Annotated in this window: 14 protein-coding genes and 1 riboswitch; of the genes, 7 read left to right on the top strand and 7 right to left on the bottom strand. The window is 64.9% G+C overall.

Translation table 11 applies throughout. The features are described from left to right. Window positions 1-110, bottom strand: a riboswitch (TPP riboswitch). 38 nt (window positions 111-148) lie between these two features. From KVF90_RS06865 to KVF90_RS06840, 6 genes are all read right to left on the bottom strand, one after another. Then, complete coding sequence (locus KVF90_RS06865; protein WP_264394101.1) at window positions 149-745, bottom strand: DUF2585 family protein; 597 nt, start codon at window positions 743-745, stop codon at window positions 149-151. Window positions 746-903: 158 nt separating this feature from the next. Continuing rightward, complete coding sequence (locus tag KVF90_RS06860) at window positions 904-2,178, bottom strand: S41 family peptidase (protein ID WP_264394100.1); 1,275 nt, start codon at window positions 2,176-2,178, stop codon at window positions 904-906. Next, entirely contained in the window at window positions 2,175-3,455 is a 1,281-nt protein-coding gene (locus KVF90_RS06855) for a metal-dependent hydrolase family protein (protein WP_264394099.1), read from the bottom strand. Before KVF90_RS06855 ends, KVF90_RS06860 begins: the two co-directional genes overlap by 4 nt. A 72-nt stretch (window positions 3,456-3,527) precedes the next feature. After that, entirely contained in the window at window positions 3,528-4,289 is a 762-nt protein-coding gene (locus KVF90_RS06850; RefSeq protein WP_264394098.1) for a sulfite exporter TauE/SafE family protein, read from the bottom strand. Between the two features lies 1 nt (window position 4,290). Further along, window positions 4,291-4,818, bottom strand: a complete 528-nt coding sequence (locus KVF90_RS06845; protein WP_264394097.1) for a rhodanese-like domain-containing protein — start codon at window positions 4,816-4,818, stop codon at window positions 4,291-4,293. Continuing rightward, the gene (locus tag KVF90_RS06840; RefSeq protein WP_264394096.1) at window positions 4,815-5,147 is read right to left on the bottom strand and encodes an ArsR/SmtB family transcription factor; all 333 of its coding nucleotides are present in this window, start codon (window positions 5,145-5,147) and stop codon (window positions 4,815-4,817) included. Before KVF90_RS06840 ends, KVF90_RS06845 begins: the two co-directional genes overlap by 4 nt. Before the next feature lie 64 nt (window positions 5,148-5,211). On the opposite strand from KVF90_RS06840, the gene KVF90_RS06835 reads away from it, so the two are divergent. Next, a complete protein-coding gene (locus KVF90_RS06835; RefSeq protein WP_264394095.1) occupies window positions 5,212-6,072 on the top strand; it encodes an MBL fold metallo-hydrolase in 861 nt (286 codons plus the stop codon). 12 nt (window positions 6,073-6,084) lie between these two features. Here the strand turns inward: KVF90_RS06835 and KVF90_RS06830 are convergent, their stop codons facing one another. After that, on the bottom strand, window positions 6,085-7,011 hold the full coding sequence (locus tag KVF90_RS06830) for a MipA/OmpV family protein (protein ID WP_264394094.1): 927 nt from the start codon (window positions 7,009-7,011) through the stop codon (window positions 6,085-6,087). Between the two features lie 153 nt (window positions 7,012-7,164). Here KVF90_RS06830 and crtY point away from each other — a divergent pair, with 153 nt between their 5' ends. The 6 genes from crtY to KVF90_RS06800 all read left to right on the top strand — a co-directional run bounded on the left by crtY (window position 7,165) and on the right by KVF90_RS06800 (window position 14,092). Continuing rightward, window positions 7,165-8,427, top strand: coding sequence for a lycopene beta-cyclase CrtY (gene crtY / locus KVF90_RS06825; RefSeq protein WP_264394093.1), 1,263 nt, complete (start codon window positions 7,165-7,167; stop codon window positions 8,425-8,427). Beyond that, window positions 8,424-9,986 carry a phytoene desaturase gene (locus tag KVF90_RS06820; protein ID WP_264394092.1) on the top strand — a complete coding sequence of 521 codons (1,563 nt, stop codon included), beginning with the start codon at window positions 8,424-8,426 and terminating at the stop codon, window positions 9,984-9,986. Before crtY ends, KVF90_RS06820 begins: the two co-directional genes overlap by 4 nt. Further along, window positions 9,983-10,564, top strand: a complete 582-nt coding sequence (locus KVF90_RS06815) for a TIGR00730 family Rossman fold protein (RefSeq protein ID WP_264394091.1) — start codon at window positions 9,983-9,985, stop codon at window positions 10,562-10,564. Before KVF90_RS06820 ends, KVF90_RS06815 begins: the two co-directional genes overlap by 4 nt. Before the next feature lie 8 nt (window positions 10,565-10,572). Beyond that, a complete protein-coding gene (locus KVF90_RS06810) occupies window positions 10,573-11,568 on the top strand; it encodes a phytoene/squalene synthase family protein (protein ID WP_264394090.1) in 996 nt (331 codons plus the stop codon). 83 nt (window positions 11,569-11,651) lie between these two features. Beyond that, entirely contained in the window at window positions 11,652-12,146 is a 495-nt protein-coding gene (locus tag KVF90_RS06805; RefSeq protein ID WP_264394089.1) for a hypothetical protein, read from the top strand. Then, window positions 12,143-14,092, top strand: coding sequence for an acetyl/propionyl/methylcrotonyl-CoA carboxylase subunit alpha (locus KVF90_RS06800; RefSeq protein WP_264394088.1), 1,950 nt, complete (start codon window positions 12,143-12,145; stop codon window positions 14,090-14,092). The genes KVF90_RS06805 and KVF90_RS06800 overlap by 4 nt, the downstream gene beginning before the upstream one ends. Window positions 14,093-14,210 lie beyond the last annotated feature (118 nt).

Here is a 14,210-nt window from a genome sequence, read left to right as displayed (position 1 = left end):
GTGCGATGACCGGCCCACTCCCTCCGCCGATGCTAATCGGTTCAGGTTCGACGGGTCGTGGGGTGCTTACACCCACCTCTCAGCACAAGCGTGCTCCCCGGGGATGGGAGGGGATTAGGACAAGGCCGCAATTGAGTCCAGTGCGGCGTCAGGCGACCCCGCCCGCCGCCTGCCATTCGGCAATCGCTTCGATCGGATAGACCAGCATGATGACGTTGAACGTCAGATTGTCGCGCACCACATAGCCCGCCACCAGTTCTCCGATCAGCGCGAGCGCCACCGTCACCTTGACCGGCAGACGCAGCGCCAGCCAGAAGCCGAACGACATCCACATCAGGTCGGCCCCCGAATTGAGGACGCTGTCACCCGAATATCCATGGTTGGCGGTAACCGAGCGGAAGCGGTTGATCACCATCGGGGTGTTCTCCAGCACTTCCCACGCGGCCTCCAGCAGCACCGCAAGCGGCAGGCCCCAGCGGAACGCATGAGCGCCGCCCCAGCCACGCTTCACGAACATCCACCAGCCGAACGCGTAGAAGATCATCCCGTGAATGATGTGGCTGGGCGTGTACCAGTCGGTGATATGCTGGCTGTTGCCGCTATCGTTGATCTGCCCGTGCCACAGCTTGACATAGCCGCACTCGCAGATCGGCGCGCGGCCCATGGCGAGCAGGATGACGATGGTGACGACCGCAATGGCGATCGAGACGATGACCGTGCGGCGGTTAGGAATGAGAGTGCCCATAGGGCTTTAGCTGCCGCCGCCGCGCCGGATTGGCAAGTGGGCGGAGGGTGGCGGGTTTACAAAGCTGTGAAAGCTCTTGCGGCCCATCGCTGACAGGATCGCGGGGATTCCCGTCATGGCACTGACTGCCGCAAGGGCCAAATGGCCGCGGCCTGAGCTCAACGCTGGCCCCCGCCGCGCAACCGCGTCAATGCGACTTCCAGCGCGGGATCTGTGCCGTCGGCTGCGGTATCACCCGCGTCCAGCAGAACAAGGGGCTGCCAGTCTTCACGCGCCGTTCCCTCGGCAGCGGACAGCCTGTCCCATGCAAAGGACAGCGAGAGACAGCCATTGTCGGTCTCATTTGTGTTGAGCGTCCCCAGTAGGTCGGCCAACGGTGTTCCGATTGTGGTGACGCCCGCCGTCCGGTCAAAAGCCATTGCCAAGGCCTCGCCCACGCTGCCGGTCCAGCGCCCAGCGAGCACCACCACAGGGCGATCCCACCGCTCGCCGCGCGGAAACACATATTCTGCATATTGTCGAGGCACCCCGAACACCGCCTCCTCATAGGCATTGCGGTGGACCTGATACACCTTGGGCTCTGCAAGGAAGTGGCCAAGGATGGTGCGTGCAACCGTGGTGTTGCCACCCGATGGGGTGTCGCGCAGATCGATGACCAAGGGTTTTGCACCGGCAAGATCGTCAAGCGCCGCATCGAAAGCGGTGATCACGCCATTGTCGCCCAGCGTGTTGTGGAACCGGATCTGCGCAATGCCGCCGTGATCGGTTACGCTCAGCAGCGCCTGCGGGCGCGCCGTGATGCTCTGCTGAGCGGGTGGTAAAGCGACCTCGCGAAGAACGCCGTCCCCACGAACGGTGAAGCGCCGCGCCGCGCCCAACCGGCCGGTCGTGACCACGTTGACCGCATATCCCAACTGCGCGGCATCGGGATCGGTTTGGACCGGGGCAAGAGCTTCACGCGCCAGGGCGGCTACCGGCCGCCCATCCATTTCGATCAGCTCCCAGCCCGGCCGGAGACCCTGGCTGAAGGCCGCGCTGTCACGACGAACGTCGACGATGCGCCAAGCGTCGCCAACGCGCTCGACCCAGAAGTCGGACGAAGACGGGATCCATGCACGCTCCGGCCCGGCAACCGGGCGGACGTGAAAGTGCCCGTCGCGAAAGGCATAGCCGAGTGCTTCGGCTATCGTGCCGAGCTCTGCCACTGTTGTCGCTTCGGCTGCACGCGCTCCTGCGCTGACGAGCAGGGCGTCCAAATCGGCCACGCGGCTTAGATAGGCATAGTTCTGGCGCAGGATCGCTTCGACCTCGGGCCACGCAGCATCGCTACGCGCCCAGTCGTCGCAGAAAGCTGTGCTGGGCTGGGCGCTGGTTACGGATGATGCGAGCGCAAACGCTACCGCCAGCGCGGCGCTAGCAGCACGAGCTATCATTCAATCACCCGCCCGCGCACCATGACGAAGTCGATCTCTTCCAGCACGGCCACATCGGCCAGCGGGTTGCCGTCCACCGCGATGATATCCGCCGAATAACCCGGTGCGAGCCGGCCGATCTGGCTGTCCATGCCGAGCACCTTGGCCGCGACCGTGGTTGCCGAGGCGAGCACTTCGCGGTCGGTCATGCCCTGCTTCTTCATCAACGCCAGTTCCTCAGCATTGCGGCCGTGCTGGTACACGCCTGCGTCCGTGCCGAAGGCGACGGTGACGCCATACTGCCGTGCGCGGCTGACCAGCGAGGCCATTAGCGGCTGCACAGCGCGGATCTTGTCTTCGACCACCGGCGTGTAGACGCCCTTCCCCAGCCCCTCAGACACGCCTTCCAGCGCCATCAGCGTCGGCACCAGCACAGTGCCGCTGGCCTTCATCGCTTTGGCCGCGGCTTCATCAAGGTAAGTGCCGTGCTCGATGGAATCGATCCCGGCTTTGGCTGCCTGCTCGATCCCGCGCGCGCCGTGGGCGTGGGCCATGACCTTGAGGCCCAGCGAATGGGCTGTGTCGGCGATCGTCTTCATTTCCTCGAAGGTGAAGTGCGCCTCCAGCCCCCGTCCTTGCTGGCTGAGCACGCCGCCGGTCGCGGTGATCTTGATCACGTCACTGCCGTTCTGACTGGCGAGCCGCACCTTGGCGGCGCATTCGACCACGCCGGTGCAGGTGAAACCGCTGTCGAGCAGATCGTTGACCTCCGATCGGAAGCCGTTGACGTCGGCATGGCCGCCGATGATCGAGAGTGCGGGGCCAGCGGCGACAATGCGCGGGCCAGCCACCAGACCCTCGGCCGTGCCGCGCCGCAGCGCAAAGGCGGTGTCACGCCCGCTGCCTGCCTCACGCACAGTGGTGAAACCGGCAAGCGCGGTCAGGCGCGCGTTCTTGGCACCGATGACCATGCTCCACTCGTCGGGCTCGACGGCTTCCTTCCAGAAATCGCCGCCTGGATCGCCGGTGAGGTGGGTGTGCAGATCGATCATGCCGGGGAGTACGGTCTTGGTCGAAAGGTCGATCTCGCGGTCGGCGGTAACGGTGCCGTGGCCGGGGGTGATCGAAACAATCTTGCCGTCGGTCACGAGGATCGTTGCCGGGCCGCTTGGCTCTGCTGCGGCATCGGTGATCACCGCACCTGCGCGGATTGCGACGGTCTCGGCAGCGAGCGGCGCGGCCAGCATGGCGCCTGCCAGCGCGGCGCCCGCGGCCAAGGCTGTGCGGAAAATGTGCATCGTAACTCTCCCCTGTATCTTGCGCGGGTGATGGCCCGCCCGCGCCGTCAAGGCAAGCACCCTCGCGACAAGTCAGCCGAGCATGATGGCGATGGCGACCGCGATCACCATCAGCGCGAACAGCGTGCGTGCTAAGCCCGCCCGGCTCGCCAGCCTGCGTGACAGCGGCAAGGCGGCGAGCGTGCCCACCCCGCCACCCGCCACCAGCGCGCCGAACAGGGGCCAGGCGAATTGTCCGGCGGCAAGGTAGCTCAAGCTTGTCGCCCCGCCGAACAGCGCGACCGAAACAAGCGAGGAAGCCGCCGCATTGGCCAGCGTCATGCCGGTCGCCGCCATCAGCCCCGGCACGATCAGAAAGCCGCCGCCAATCCCGAAAAAGCCTGCCGCAAAGCCTGCGGCAAGGCCCACCGGCACCAGCTTCAGCACCATGTGCCGGTCAAGCCGGACCGCCGGATCGCCTGCGTTGCGGCGCGGCATCAGCATTGAGACTGCAATCGCGATCATCGCCCAGGCAAACCAGAACAGCAGCGCATCGCCATCCACCTGCCGCGCCAATGCCGCGCCCGCGATGGAACCGGCAATTCCGGCCACCCCGAAAGCGAGCGCGCAGGGCCATTTCACCTGCCCCGCCCGCGCCTGGCCGACCAGCCCGCCGACCGCGTTGACCGCGACAGCGGCCGCCGATGTGCCGATCGCCACATGGGTGTCGGCCACGCCGACGACAAAGATCAGCCACGGCGTCGCCAGCACCGATCCGCCGCCGCCGAACAGCGTCAGCAACAGCCCGACCAGCGCTCCGCCAAGCGCGGCGAGTGCGAGGGCTTCAATGCCCATGTCAGGCGGCGCGCGGACGGTTCCATGGCGCCAGCATCAGCAGCCGGGCCATGCCGCAGAAACCGGTCGCTCCGGCAAAGGTCAGCCCCGCGCCAACGAAGGCGGACAGCGCGAAGAAGCCGGGTGCAACCAGCCAGCCGAGCAGCACGCCGGTCAGCACCAGCAGGCCTGCGGCGATCTGCACCTGCCGCATGATCTCCATCGGCGCGCGCTTATCAACCGCGAGGGGCAGGCCCGCCTTGCCCCACGCATCCAGCCCGCCTTCGAGCACATAGGCTGGTCCCTCCACCCGCGCCGCCAGCCGGTCGCAGGCCCCGGCCGTGCGCATTCCGGAACGGCATGTGAAGATGACCTCACCGCCAGTGGGGAGTGCAGCACTATCCCAGGCTGACAGCGGCAACGAATGCGCGCCGGGTACGTGGCTGCGTGCGAATTCGTCGGCCTCGCGGATGTCGATCAGCACGGCGTTGCCGTTGGCGATCCGGGCGCGGACTTCGGCGGGGGGCAAAGGGAGCAGGGTCGCGGTCATGGCTGGGTCCTCATTTCGGGCGGGCAGAACAGTTCGGCGAGAGTCTGGATGATCCGCGCCGCTGCCGGGTCTTCAAGGCGGTAATGGATGGTCTGGCCCTCGCGCCGGGTGGCAACCACGCCTTCCTCGCGCAGCAGGGCAAGGTGCTGCGACAGGGCGGACTGGGACAGGCCGACACGCCGCTGGATCTCGCCCACGGACAGCTCCCCATCGGCGAGCTGGCACAGGATCATTAGCCGCTTCTCGTTACCGAGCAGCCGCAGCAATCCGGCAGCGCGTGCGGCGATTTCCTCGAACAGGGAGAGATCGAAACGGGCAAGGTCAAACATGGGGTGAATATATCACTTGATTCTAATTTAGCAAGTGCTAATATATTAGCCAAGGAGAACGAACGTGACCCCCATTGTGCAAGCCTGGTTTGATACCGCGACCAATACGGTCAGCTATCTCGTCCATGACCCCGCCACCCGCGAGTCGGCGATTATCGATCCGGTGCTCGATTTCACCGCCAACAACGCACGGATCAGCACCACCTCGGCCGATGCAATCCTAGCTGCGGTGGCCGAGCAGGGTCTGACGGTGCGCTGGCTTCTGGAAACCCACGCTCATGCCGATCACCTTTCCGCCGCGCATCACCTGCGCGAGCAGACCGGCGCGCCGATCGTCATCGGCCGCCACATCACCGATGTGCAGGCGATCTTCGCACCGCTGTTCGAGGCCGATGATGTCGTACCCGATGGCCGCCAGTTCGACCGGCTGGTGGAAGATGGCGACAGCCTGCCGCTGGGGGACATGCACATCGCGGTGATGCACACCCCCGGGCACACGCCCGCCTGCGTCACCTATGTCATCGGCGATGCCGCCTTCGTCGGCGACACCATGTTCATGCCTGACTACGGCACGGCGCGCGCCGATTTCCCGGGCGGTAGCGCCGAGACGCTGTACCGCTCGACCCGGCGCATCCTTGCCCTGCCCGATCAGACCCGCATCTTTGTCGGGCATGATTATCTGCCTGCCGGTCGGAGCGCGTATCGCTGGCAGACCAGCGTCGCCGACCAACGCGCTGGCAATATCCATGTGCATGACGGGGCGAGCGAGGCCGAATTCGTGGCCCTGCGCAATGCGCGCGACGCGACACTGTTAGCCCCGCAGCTGATCCTGCCTGCCTTGCAGGTCAATATCCGCGCGGGTGCCCTGCCTCCGCCGAGCCCCGGCGGTCAGACCTTTCTGCACCTGCCGGTCAACACGATCTAGGCGCGCGGGCAATCAGAAGGTGTAAGCTGCGCCCAGTCCGGCGATGAACTGGTTCGCATCGCCGCGCACCGCTGTGTAGGGCGTGTCCGCGCTGTCACCGATCAAACGCGAATAGCCGCCCACGCCGGTCAGGCTCCACCCGCCATTGAGCGGGTTGCGGTCGAGATCATAGGCAAGGATCGCGACGGTGCCGACACGGTTCAATCCCCCTTCGGCCCGGAATTGCGACAGGCCGGTCGCTGTCGCCTGCGCCGGACTGACGGTGAAGTAGTAATCGGCGAATTTGTCATCGACGAATTCAGCGCTCGCCTGCGCCTGCAAGGTGAATCCCTTGCCAAGCAGCGCGCGGTAGCTGACCTGCGGTTCGATAATCAGGCCCTCATGCGCGCCCAGCACATCGCGGCGTGCCTGCACGCCGACGCTCAGCTGGTCGAAGGGCTTGAACACGCCGGGGAAGGATACCGCGACATTGCCGCCGACTTCCAGCGCGGCATCGAGCTTGCCCGCGCGCGCCACAACTTCGTCGGTGATACGGTTGTTGCGGTCATTTCGAAAGCGTAGCGCCGGGCCAAAGGCGACGCGCGCACCCTTGCGCGGGCCCATCACGGGCTTGGGTGAATTGAGGTCGAGCACGAAGCCCGGACCGTTGGGGCTGATCCCCACCCCGCCGACCCGGCCAGAGATCAGTGGCAGCGGGAAGGCGATATAGTCGTTCGATCCCGCATAGCTCGGCACCATACCCACGCCGAGACCGATGGTCGCCCAGGTCTCGTCGAACACCGGCTTCGCGAAAGCGAACGACGTCGGCGCAGCGGGGGGCTGTGCGGGCTGGGCTTCACCAACTGTTTCGGCTGCAACTTCGGAATCGGCCTCTGCCTCCTCCGCAAAGGCGGGCGATACAACGAGGTTTGCGGCCACTGCTGCCGCGGCAAGGGACATTAGCGAATTCATCTGTGCGATCCTTGGGAGAGGGAACTGCGTTTCAAACTCGCGCGCTTCATATTGTTTCCGCGAGATGTTGCAACGTCGCAATTGGCTCATGACCACCCAGCATGATTGCCCATCGCGCGGCGCTGGCCTAGGGCAGGGACGATGGCCGATTCACCGCAAAGCTCCGGCGCGCCCGATGTTGCTGCCCTTGACGTGATCATCGTCGGCGGCGGGTTGGCGGGCGGACTCATAGCGCTTGCACTGCATCGTCATGCGCCCGACTGCCGCTTCCTTGTGATCGAGGCCGGGCGCACCTTTGGCGGCCATCACCGTTGGAGCTGGTTCGAAACCGATCTTCCAGCCAGGGCCCGTCCGTTTATGGCGGGGTTTGATCTCAACGGCTGGGACGAAGGCTATGACATCACCTTCCCCAGCCTTGGCCGCACCTTGCCGACGTCCTATCGCTCGCTCGCCAGCGCAGAATTCCACGCCAAGCTGATCGCGGAATTGCCCGCAGATCGCGTGATGCTGGAAACAAAAGCCGCAAGCCTTGATGCAGGCGGCGTGACGCTGGCAGACGGCAAGCGGCTTGCGGCAAGGCACGTGATCGACTGCCGCCCGTTCAAACCCTCGAAGGTTTTGAGCGGCGGCTGGCAGGTGTTCCTCGGCCAGCAATTCCGGTGCGAGACGCCCCATGGCCTGACCCGCCCCGTCATCATGGATGCCAGCGTCGATCAGCTTGCCCCGCACGGCAACGGTGCGGCCTACCGCTTCGTCTATGTCCTGCCGCTGTCGCCCACCGACGTGTTCATCGAGGACACCTATTACGCCGACCAGCCGAAGATGGACGCCGATGTGCTGAAAGGCCGGATTGCCGAATATGCCCACCGCAACGGGTGGAAGGGCGAGGTTGTCGACCAGGAAGCGGGCATCCTGCCGGTGATCTCAGGCGGGGACTTCAACGCCGCGTTGGCCGAGGTCGCGATACCCGGTGTCGCGCTGGCGGGCGCGCGCGGGGGCTTCTCGCACCCGCTCACCAGCTACACCCTGCCCTTCGCGGTCGAAAATGCGCTCGCCATTGCGCACCTCATTGCCAAGCGCCCCGACCTGTCGGGCGCGGAGCTCGCCGCCTTCTGCCAACGCCGGTCGAAGCGCCACTGGCGCGCCACCGCCTATTACCGGATGCTCAGCCGGATGCTGTTCGAAGCGGCAGAGCCGGACAAGCGGGTGGTGGTGTTCGAACATTTCTACGCCCTGCGCGGCGCGTTGGTGGAGCGCTTCTATGCCGGAAGGTCAACATGGCCTGACCGTCTGCGCATCCTGACGGGCAAGCCGCCCGTAGCTATTCCGCGCGCCATCCGCGCACTGTTTTCCTCGGGCAAGCCCCTCGACATCAAGCCTCTCAACATGGAGACCCCGGCATGAACGCCGATGTGAAGATCAACATCCCTGGCGCAAAGGGCATCAACCCCGCCTTGGCCGAACGTTATGCGGGCAAGACCGCCTGCGTGATCGGATCGGGCTTCGGCGGCATGGCGCTGGCCGTGCGCCTGCAATCCGCCGGCATCAGCACCACCGTGATCGAAGCACGCGACAAGCCGGGCGGGCGCGCCTATTTCTGGGAGCGGGACGGCTTCACCTTCGATGGCGGGCCGACCGTCATCACCGATCCGCCCTGCCTTGAAGAGCTCTGGGCGTTGACCGGCCACGACATCTCCGAAGATGTCGAACTGATGAAGGTCATGCCCTTCTATCGCCTGAACTGGCCCGACGGGACCAACTTCGAATATTCCAACGACGAGGAAAGCCTCAACGCCGAGATCGCCAAGCTGAATCCGGCTGACGTTGCCGGTTACGCGCGCTTCCTCGAATACTCGGCGCGGGTATACGAGGAAGGCTACCTCAAGCTCGGCACCAAACCGTTCCTCGATTTCAAGTCGATGCTGAAGGCCGCCCCCGCCCTGATCAAGGAGCAGGCCTGGCGTTCGGTTTATTCGATGGTGTCGAGCTATATCGAGCACCCCAAGCTGCGCGAAGCCTTCAGCTTCCACTCGCTGCTGGTGGGCGGCAACCCGATGAACACCTCGTCGATCTACGCCCTGATCCACAAGCTGGAGAAGGACGGCGGTGTGTGGTGGGCGCGCGGCGGCACCAACCGGCTGATCGCAGGGATGGTGCGCCATTTCGAGCGCCTTGGCGGCACAATGATCGTCGGCGATCCGGTGGTGCAGGTCCACACGCTCGGCACCAAGGCGACCGAGGTCGAGACCAAGAGCGGCTTCCGCCAGCGGTTCGATGCGGTGGCCAGCAACGCCGACATCATGCACTCCTACAAGGACCTGCTGTCGGGAAGCGAGCGCGGCAAGAAGATGGCCAAGAGCCTCAATCGCAAGAGCTTCTCGCCCTCGCTGTTCGTGGTGCACTTCGGGCTGGAGGGCACCTGGCCCGGCATCCCGCACCACATGATCCTGTTCGCCAAGCGCTACAAAGGCCTGCTCGACGACATCTACAAGAACGGCGTGGTGCCGGAAGATTTCGCGATCTACCTCCACCACCCGACCGTGACCGATCCCAGCATGGCGCCTGCGGGCAAGAGCACCTTCTACGCGCTGGTGCCGGTCGCCCACATGGGCAAGATGCCGATCGACTGGGACGAAGTCGGGCCGAAGCTGGAAAAGATGATCCTCGACGAGCTGGAGCGGCGGTTGATCCCGGACATTCACAGCCGGATCATCACCAAGTTCAGCTATGCGCCCAAGGACTTCAAGCAGGACCTCAGCGCCCACATGGGCAGTGCCTTCAGCCTTGAACCTGTGCTGTGGCAGAGCGCCTATCTGCGCGGCCATAACCGCGACGACGTGATCGATAACTACTACCTCGTCGGCGCAGGCACCCACCCGGGCGCAGGCATCCCGGGGGTGGTCGGGAGCGCAAAGGCGACCGCCGGGCTGATGCTGGAGGATCTGGCGAAGGTGGGTGCGTGAAACGTCTCGCCGTCTACTGCGGTTCGGCCTCGCCCGAAGACCCGCGCTATATCCAGCTTGCCTATGATGTCGGCGCGGAATTGGCCGCGCGCGGCATCGGGCTTGTCTATGGCGGAGGCAAGCTCGGGCTGATGGGCGCGGTGGCCAAGGGCGCGAAGGACGCTGGCGGCGAAGTGATCGGCATCATCCCCGAGCACCTCGTCAAGGCCGAGGTCGCCAACCATGATTGCGACGAACTCGTCACCGTCAGCGGAATGCACGAGAGGAAGCAGCGCTTCACCGATCTGTCGGACGGGTTCGTTACCATCCCCGGCGGGGTCGGCACGATGGACGAGCTGTGGGAGGCGATGAGCTGGTCGCAGCTTGGCTACCACACCAAGCCCGTTGGCCTGCTGAACGCTTTCGGCTTCTACGACGATCTGCTCGCCTTCAACGCGAAGATGGCGGCGGTCGGCTTCGTCCGGCCCGCGCACCAGAACATCCTGATCGCGGCGACCTCGATCAATGAACTGCTCGCCAAGATGGAAGCCTATCAGCCGCACACGCCGATCTTCCAGATGAAGGCCGAGGAGCTGTAAGCCCCGCCATGCCGGTCGATGCCGCCACCCGAGCCGCGCTGGTCGAACATGCGCGGCTGTCGATCAAGCGCGGGTCGCAAAGCTTCTCCGCCGCCGCGCGCCTGTTCGACAAGGAAACCCGCGAACGCGCATGGCTGCTCTACGCCTGGTGCCGCCGCGCGGACGACATTGCCGACAATCAGGAAATGGGCGGAGAACTGGGCGAACAGTCCGGTCTGGGCGAACGGCTCGCCCTTATCCGCCGCCTCACGGCATTGGCCTTCGCAGGCCAGCCGACCGGCGACCCGGCATTTGACGCCTTGGGCGTGGTCGCCGCTGAAGTCGGCCTGACCCCGCAAATGGCCGAGGACGTGATCGCGGGCTTCCAGCTCGACGCCGAGGACTGGCGCCCGCGCACCGAGGCTGACATGCTGCGCTATTGCTACCATGTGGCGGGCGCGGTGGGCGTGATGATGGCGGTGGTGATGGGGGTTGATCCCGAGGATCAGGAAACGCTCGACCGCGCGAATGACCTGGGGCTTGCCTTCCAGCTATCGAACATCGCCCGCGATATTGTCGAGGATGATGCAGCGGGCCGGTGTTACCTGCCGGAAATCTGGCTGGTCGAGCAGGATATCGAGCCCGGCCAGCACACCAAGCCGCACCACCGCAAGGAGCTCGCCGAAATGGCCGCGCGGCTGGTGGCGCTGGTGGAAAAGCACGAGGCCGCGGCGCGGGTAGGCGCGGCGAAGCTCCCCTTCCGCAGCCGTTGGGCGGTGCTCTCTGCGGCGCGCATATACGGCGCAATCGGGCGCAAGGTGAGGTCAAGAGGGGCCGAGGCATGGGCAAGCCGCACCTACGTGCCGCGCGGCGAAAAGGCGCTGTATGGCGCGCGCGCGTTTCTCTCGGCGGTGCTCAACCGCGAAAAGATGCCGGAAGGCGGGATCGACTGGGGGATTGCGAACTACCGGCCATCCACCCCCTCTCCGTCGCCCCGGACTTTATCCGAGGTCCCGCATATCTGAGCGGCGAAGAAGAAAGCGTGATCCCGGATCAAGCCCGGGAAGCCGAGGTTTATTTTGTCGGGGACTGGAGCTAATCCCTCCCCATGAAAGCCCTTCTCATCACCGCCGCGCTGCTGGCCGCCGCGCCGCTCGCTGCCGAGTCGCCCCACGAACACGCTCCAGAGCAAGCCGAAGTCATCGCCGCTGCCGATGCCTTCTTCTTCGCCCTCGGCAGCACCCGCAAGACCGATCTCGCCGAGGTCATGCTCCCGGGGGGCATGATCTTCATCCACGACCGCAGGACACCCGATGCCCCGCGTGTCGACATGGTACCGGTCGCGCAGCATCTGGAACGCTGGGCGCGCACCACCGGACGTTTCGTCGAGAACATGCGCTATGAGACCGTGCTGGTCGATGGCGACATGGCGCAGGTGTGGGGGCCTTACGTCTTCTTCGCCAATAGCGAGGTCTCGCATTGCGGGGTCAATTCGCTGAGCATGGTCAGAACCGAAAGCGGCTGGAAGGTCGCCAACACCAGCTTCACGATGGAGCCGCCCGGCGAGTGCAAACGGCTCGGCGCACCGGGGTTTGACCAATGATCCGGAAACTCCTGATCGCCAATCGCGGTGAGATTGCGTGCCGGATCATGCGCACCGCCCGTACCATGGGTGTGGCGACGGTCGCGGTCTATTCCGATGCCGATGCCAAGGCGCTACATGTGCGCCAAGCGGACGAGGCGGTGCATATCGGCCCCTCGCCTGCTCCGGAAAGCTATCTGGTGGGCGCGAAGATCATCGCGGCGGCCAAGCAGACCGGAGCGGACGCGATCCACCCGGGCTACGGCTTCCTGTCCGAGAACGCCGACTTCGCGCAGGCGGTGCTCGATGCGGGCCTCATCTGGGTCGGCCCCAAGCCTGCCAGCATCCGCGCGATGGGGCTGAAGGACGCGGCCAAGGCGCGGATGATCGAGGCGGGCGTTCCGGTGACGCCGGGCTATCTCGGCGCGGACCAATCGCTGGAACGCCTCACCGCCGAGGCCGAGGCTATCGGCTATCCCGTACTCATCAAGGCGGTCGCAGGCGGCGGCGGCAAGGGGATGCGCAAGGTCGATGCCCCCGCCGATTTCGCGGCCGCGCTCGAATCCTGCCGCCGTGAGGCCAAGGCCAGCTTCGGCAATGACGAGGTGCTGCTCGAAAAGTGGATCACCTCGCCCCGCCATATCGAGGTGCAGGTGTTCGGCGACAGCCACGGCAACGTCGTCCACCTGTTCGAGCGCGACTGTTCCTTGCAGCGCCGCCACCAGAAGGTGATCGAGGAAGCCCCCGCCCCCGGCATGGACGCGGCCACCCGCGAAGCGATCTGCGCCGCCGCCGTGCGCGCCGCCAAGGCGGTCGATTACGAGGGCGCAGGCACGATCGAATTCATCGCCGACGCTTCCGAAGGCCTGCGTGCCGACCGCATCTTCTTCATGGAGATGAATACCCGCCTTCAGGTCGAGCATCCCGTCACCGAGGAGATCACCGGCGTCGATCTGGTCGAATGGCAGCTGCGGGTCGCGAGCGGTGAGCCGCTGCCCAAGCGGCAGGAGGAGCTGTCGATCAATGGGCATGCGATCGAGGCGCGGCTCTATGCCGAGGACCCCGCGAAGGGGTTTCTGCCGAGCACGGGGCTACTGACTGAATTTGATCTAGGCTATCGGGGTCGCTTCGAAAGCGGTGTCGATCTTGGAGCCGAAATTTCACCTTATTACGATCCGATGATTGCGAAGATCATCGCCAAGGGTTCAAGTCGCGAGCACGCAATAGCGGCGATCATTGAAATGCTCAGCCAGCTCCAGATTTGGCCGGTAAAGACGAACGCCCACTTTCTCGTAAGGTGCTTGGAGCTTGAGGAATTCGAGATCGGGAAGCTCGATACTGGCTTGATCGAACGGAATTTCGACCAATTGGTTGCCCCAATCAAGCCGGACGACGATGAAAAGAGAGTAGGGGCTATCGAGCTTTTGAAGGGCATCGTCACCGACAAACGGGACTATCCTATTTTTGAACCTGATGGGTCTCCTGCGTTTCGAACCCATGCATCGTCGAAGATCAGTTCGCTTTTGGGCTTCCGATTAAATCGGGGCCCACAGCGTGTGATTCCGTTACTTGCTAACGGCGAGAGGTCAGAGGCCACGCTAATCGAACCCATCGTTCGAGATAACGAAATCCACTACAGTCGATACGGCGATAACTGGAACAGACTGCACGGGGGGGTCGTGCATCGGTACGAAGTTGCGCCTCTGTCGGAGCGCGGCACCGGCCACGCCTCTGCCGCCGATGGCGCGATCATCGCGCCGATGCCGGGCAAGGTCATCGCGGTCGATGTCGCCGAGGGCCAGGCCGTCACCGCCGGGCAGCGGCTCATGGTGCTCGAAGCGATGAAGATGGAACACGCTCTCACCGCGCCGTTCGACGGGGTGATCGAGGGGCTTGGCGTGAGCGCGGGCGGGCAGGTGCAGGTTGATGCGGTGTTGTGCCGCGTGGTGCCTGCTAGCAAAGAATAGACTTGCCCACCCCCGGCCCCTCCCGCAAGCGGGAGGGGAGAAGATGGCGCGACCAGTCCCCCTCCCGCTTGCGGGAGGGGTTAGGGGTGGGCCTGCCGCGCGCTCTCTTTTCGTCATT

The sequence above is a fragment of the Porphyrobacter sp. ULC335 genome, from assembly GCF_025917005.1.
In the GTDB taxonomy this organism is placed as follows: domain Bacteria; phylum Pseudomonadota; class Alphaproteobacteria; order Sphingomonadales; family Sphingomonadaceae; genus Erythrobacter.
This window is presented reverse-complemented; position numbering and strand designations above follow the sequence as displayed.

Excerpts from the sequence above, each read along its gene's own strand:
- KVF90_RS06865 (WP_264394101.1), bottom strand. The coding sequence starts at position 745 with ATGGGCACTCTCATTCCTAACCGCCGCACGGTCATCGTCTCGATCGCC.
- KVF90_RS06860 (WP_264394100.1), bottom strand. The coding sequence starts at position 2,178 with ATGATAGCTCGTGCTGCTAGCGCCGCGCTGGCGGTAGCGTTTGCGCTC.
- KVF90_RS06855 (WP_264394099.1), bottom strand. The coding sequence starts at position 3,455 with ATGCACATTTTCCGCACAGCCTTGGCCGCGGGCGCCGCGCTGGCAGGC.
- KVF90_RS06850 (WP_264394098.1), bottom strand. The coding sequence starts at position 4,289 with ATGGGCATTGAAGCCCTCGCACTCGCCGCGCTTGGCGGAGCGCTGGTC.
- KVF90_RS06845 (WP_264394097.1), bottom strand. The coding sequence starts at position 4,818 with ATGACCGCGACCCTGCTCCCTTTGCCCCCCGCCGAAGTCCGCGCCCGG.
- KVF90_RS06840 (WP_264394096.1), bottom strand. The coding sequence starts at position 5,147 with ATGTTTGACCTTGCCCGTTTCGATCTCTCCCTGTTCGAGGAAATCGCC.
- KVF90_RS06830 (WP_264394094.1), bottom strand. The coding sequence starts at position 7,011 with ATGTCCCTTGCCGCGGCAGCAGTGGCCGCAAACCTCGTTGTATCGCCC.
- crtY (WP_264394093.1), top strand. The coding sequence starts at position 7,165 with ATGGCCGATTCACCGCAAAGCTCCGGCGCGCCCGATGTTGCTGCCCTT.
- KVF90_RS06820 (WP_264394092.1), top strand. The coding sequence starts at position 8,424 with ATGAACGCCGATGTGAAGATCAACATCCCTGGCGCAAAGGGCATCAAC.
- KVF90_RS06810 (WP_264394090.1), top strand. The coding sequence starts at position 10,573 with ATGCCGGTCGATGCCGCCACCCGAGCCGCGCTGGTCGAACATGCGCGG.
- KVF90_RS06805 (WP_264394089.1), top strand. The coding sequence starts at position 11,652 with ATGAAAGCCCTTCTCATCACCGCCGCGCTGCTGGCCGCCGCGCCGCTC.
- KVF90_RS06800 (WP_264394088.1), top strand. The coding sequence starts at position 12,143 with ATGATCCGGAAACTCCTGATCGCCAATCGCGGTGAGATTGCGTGCCGG.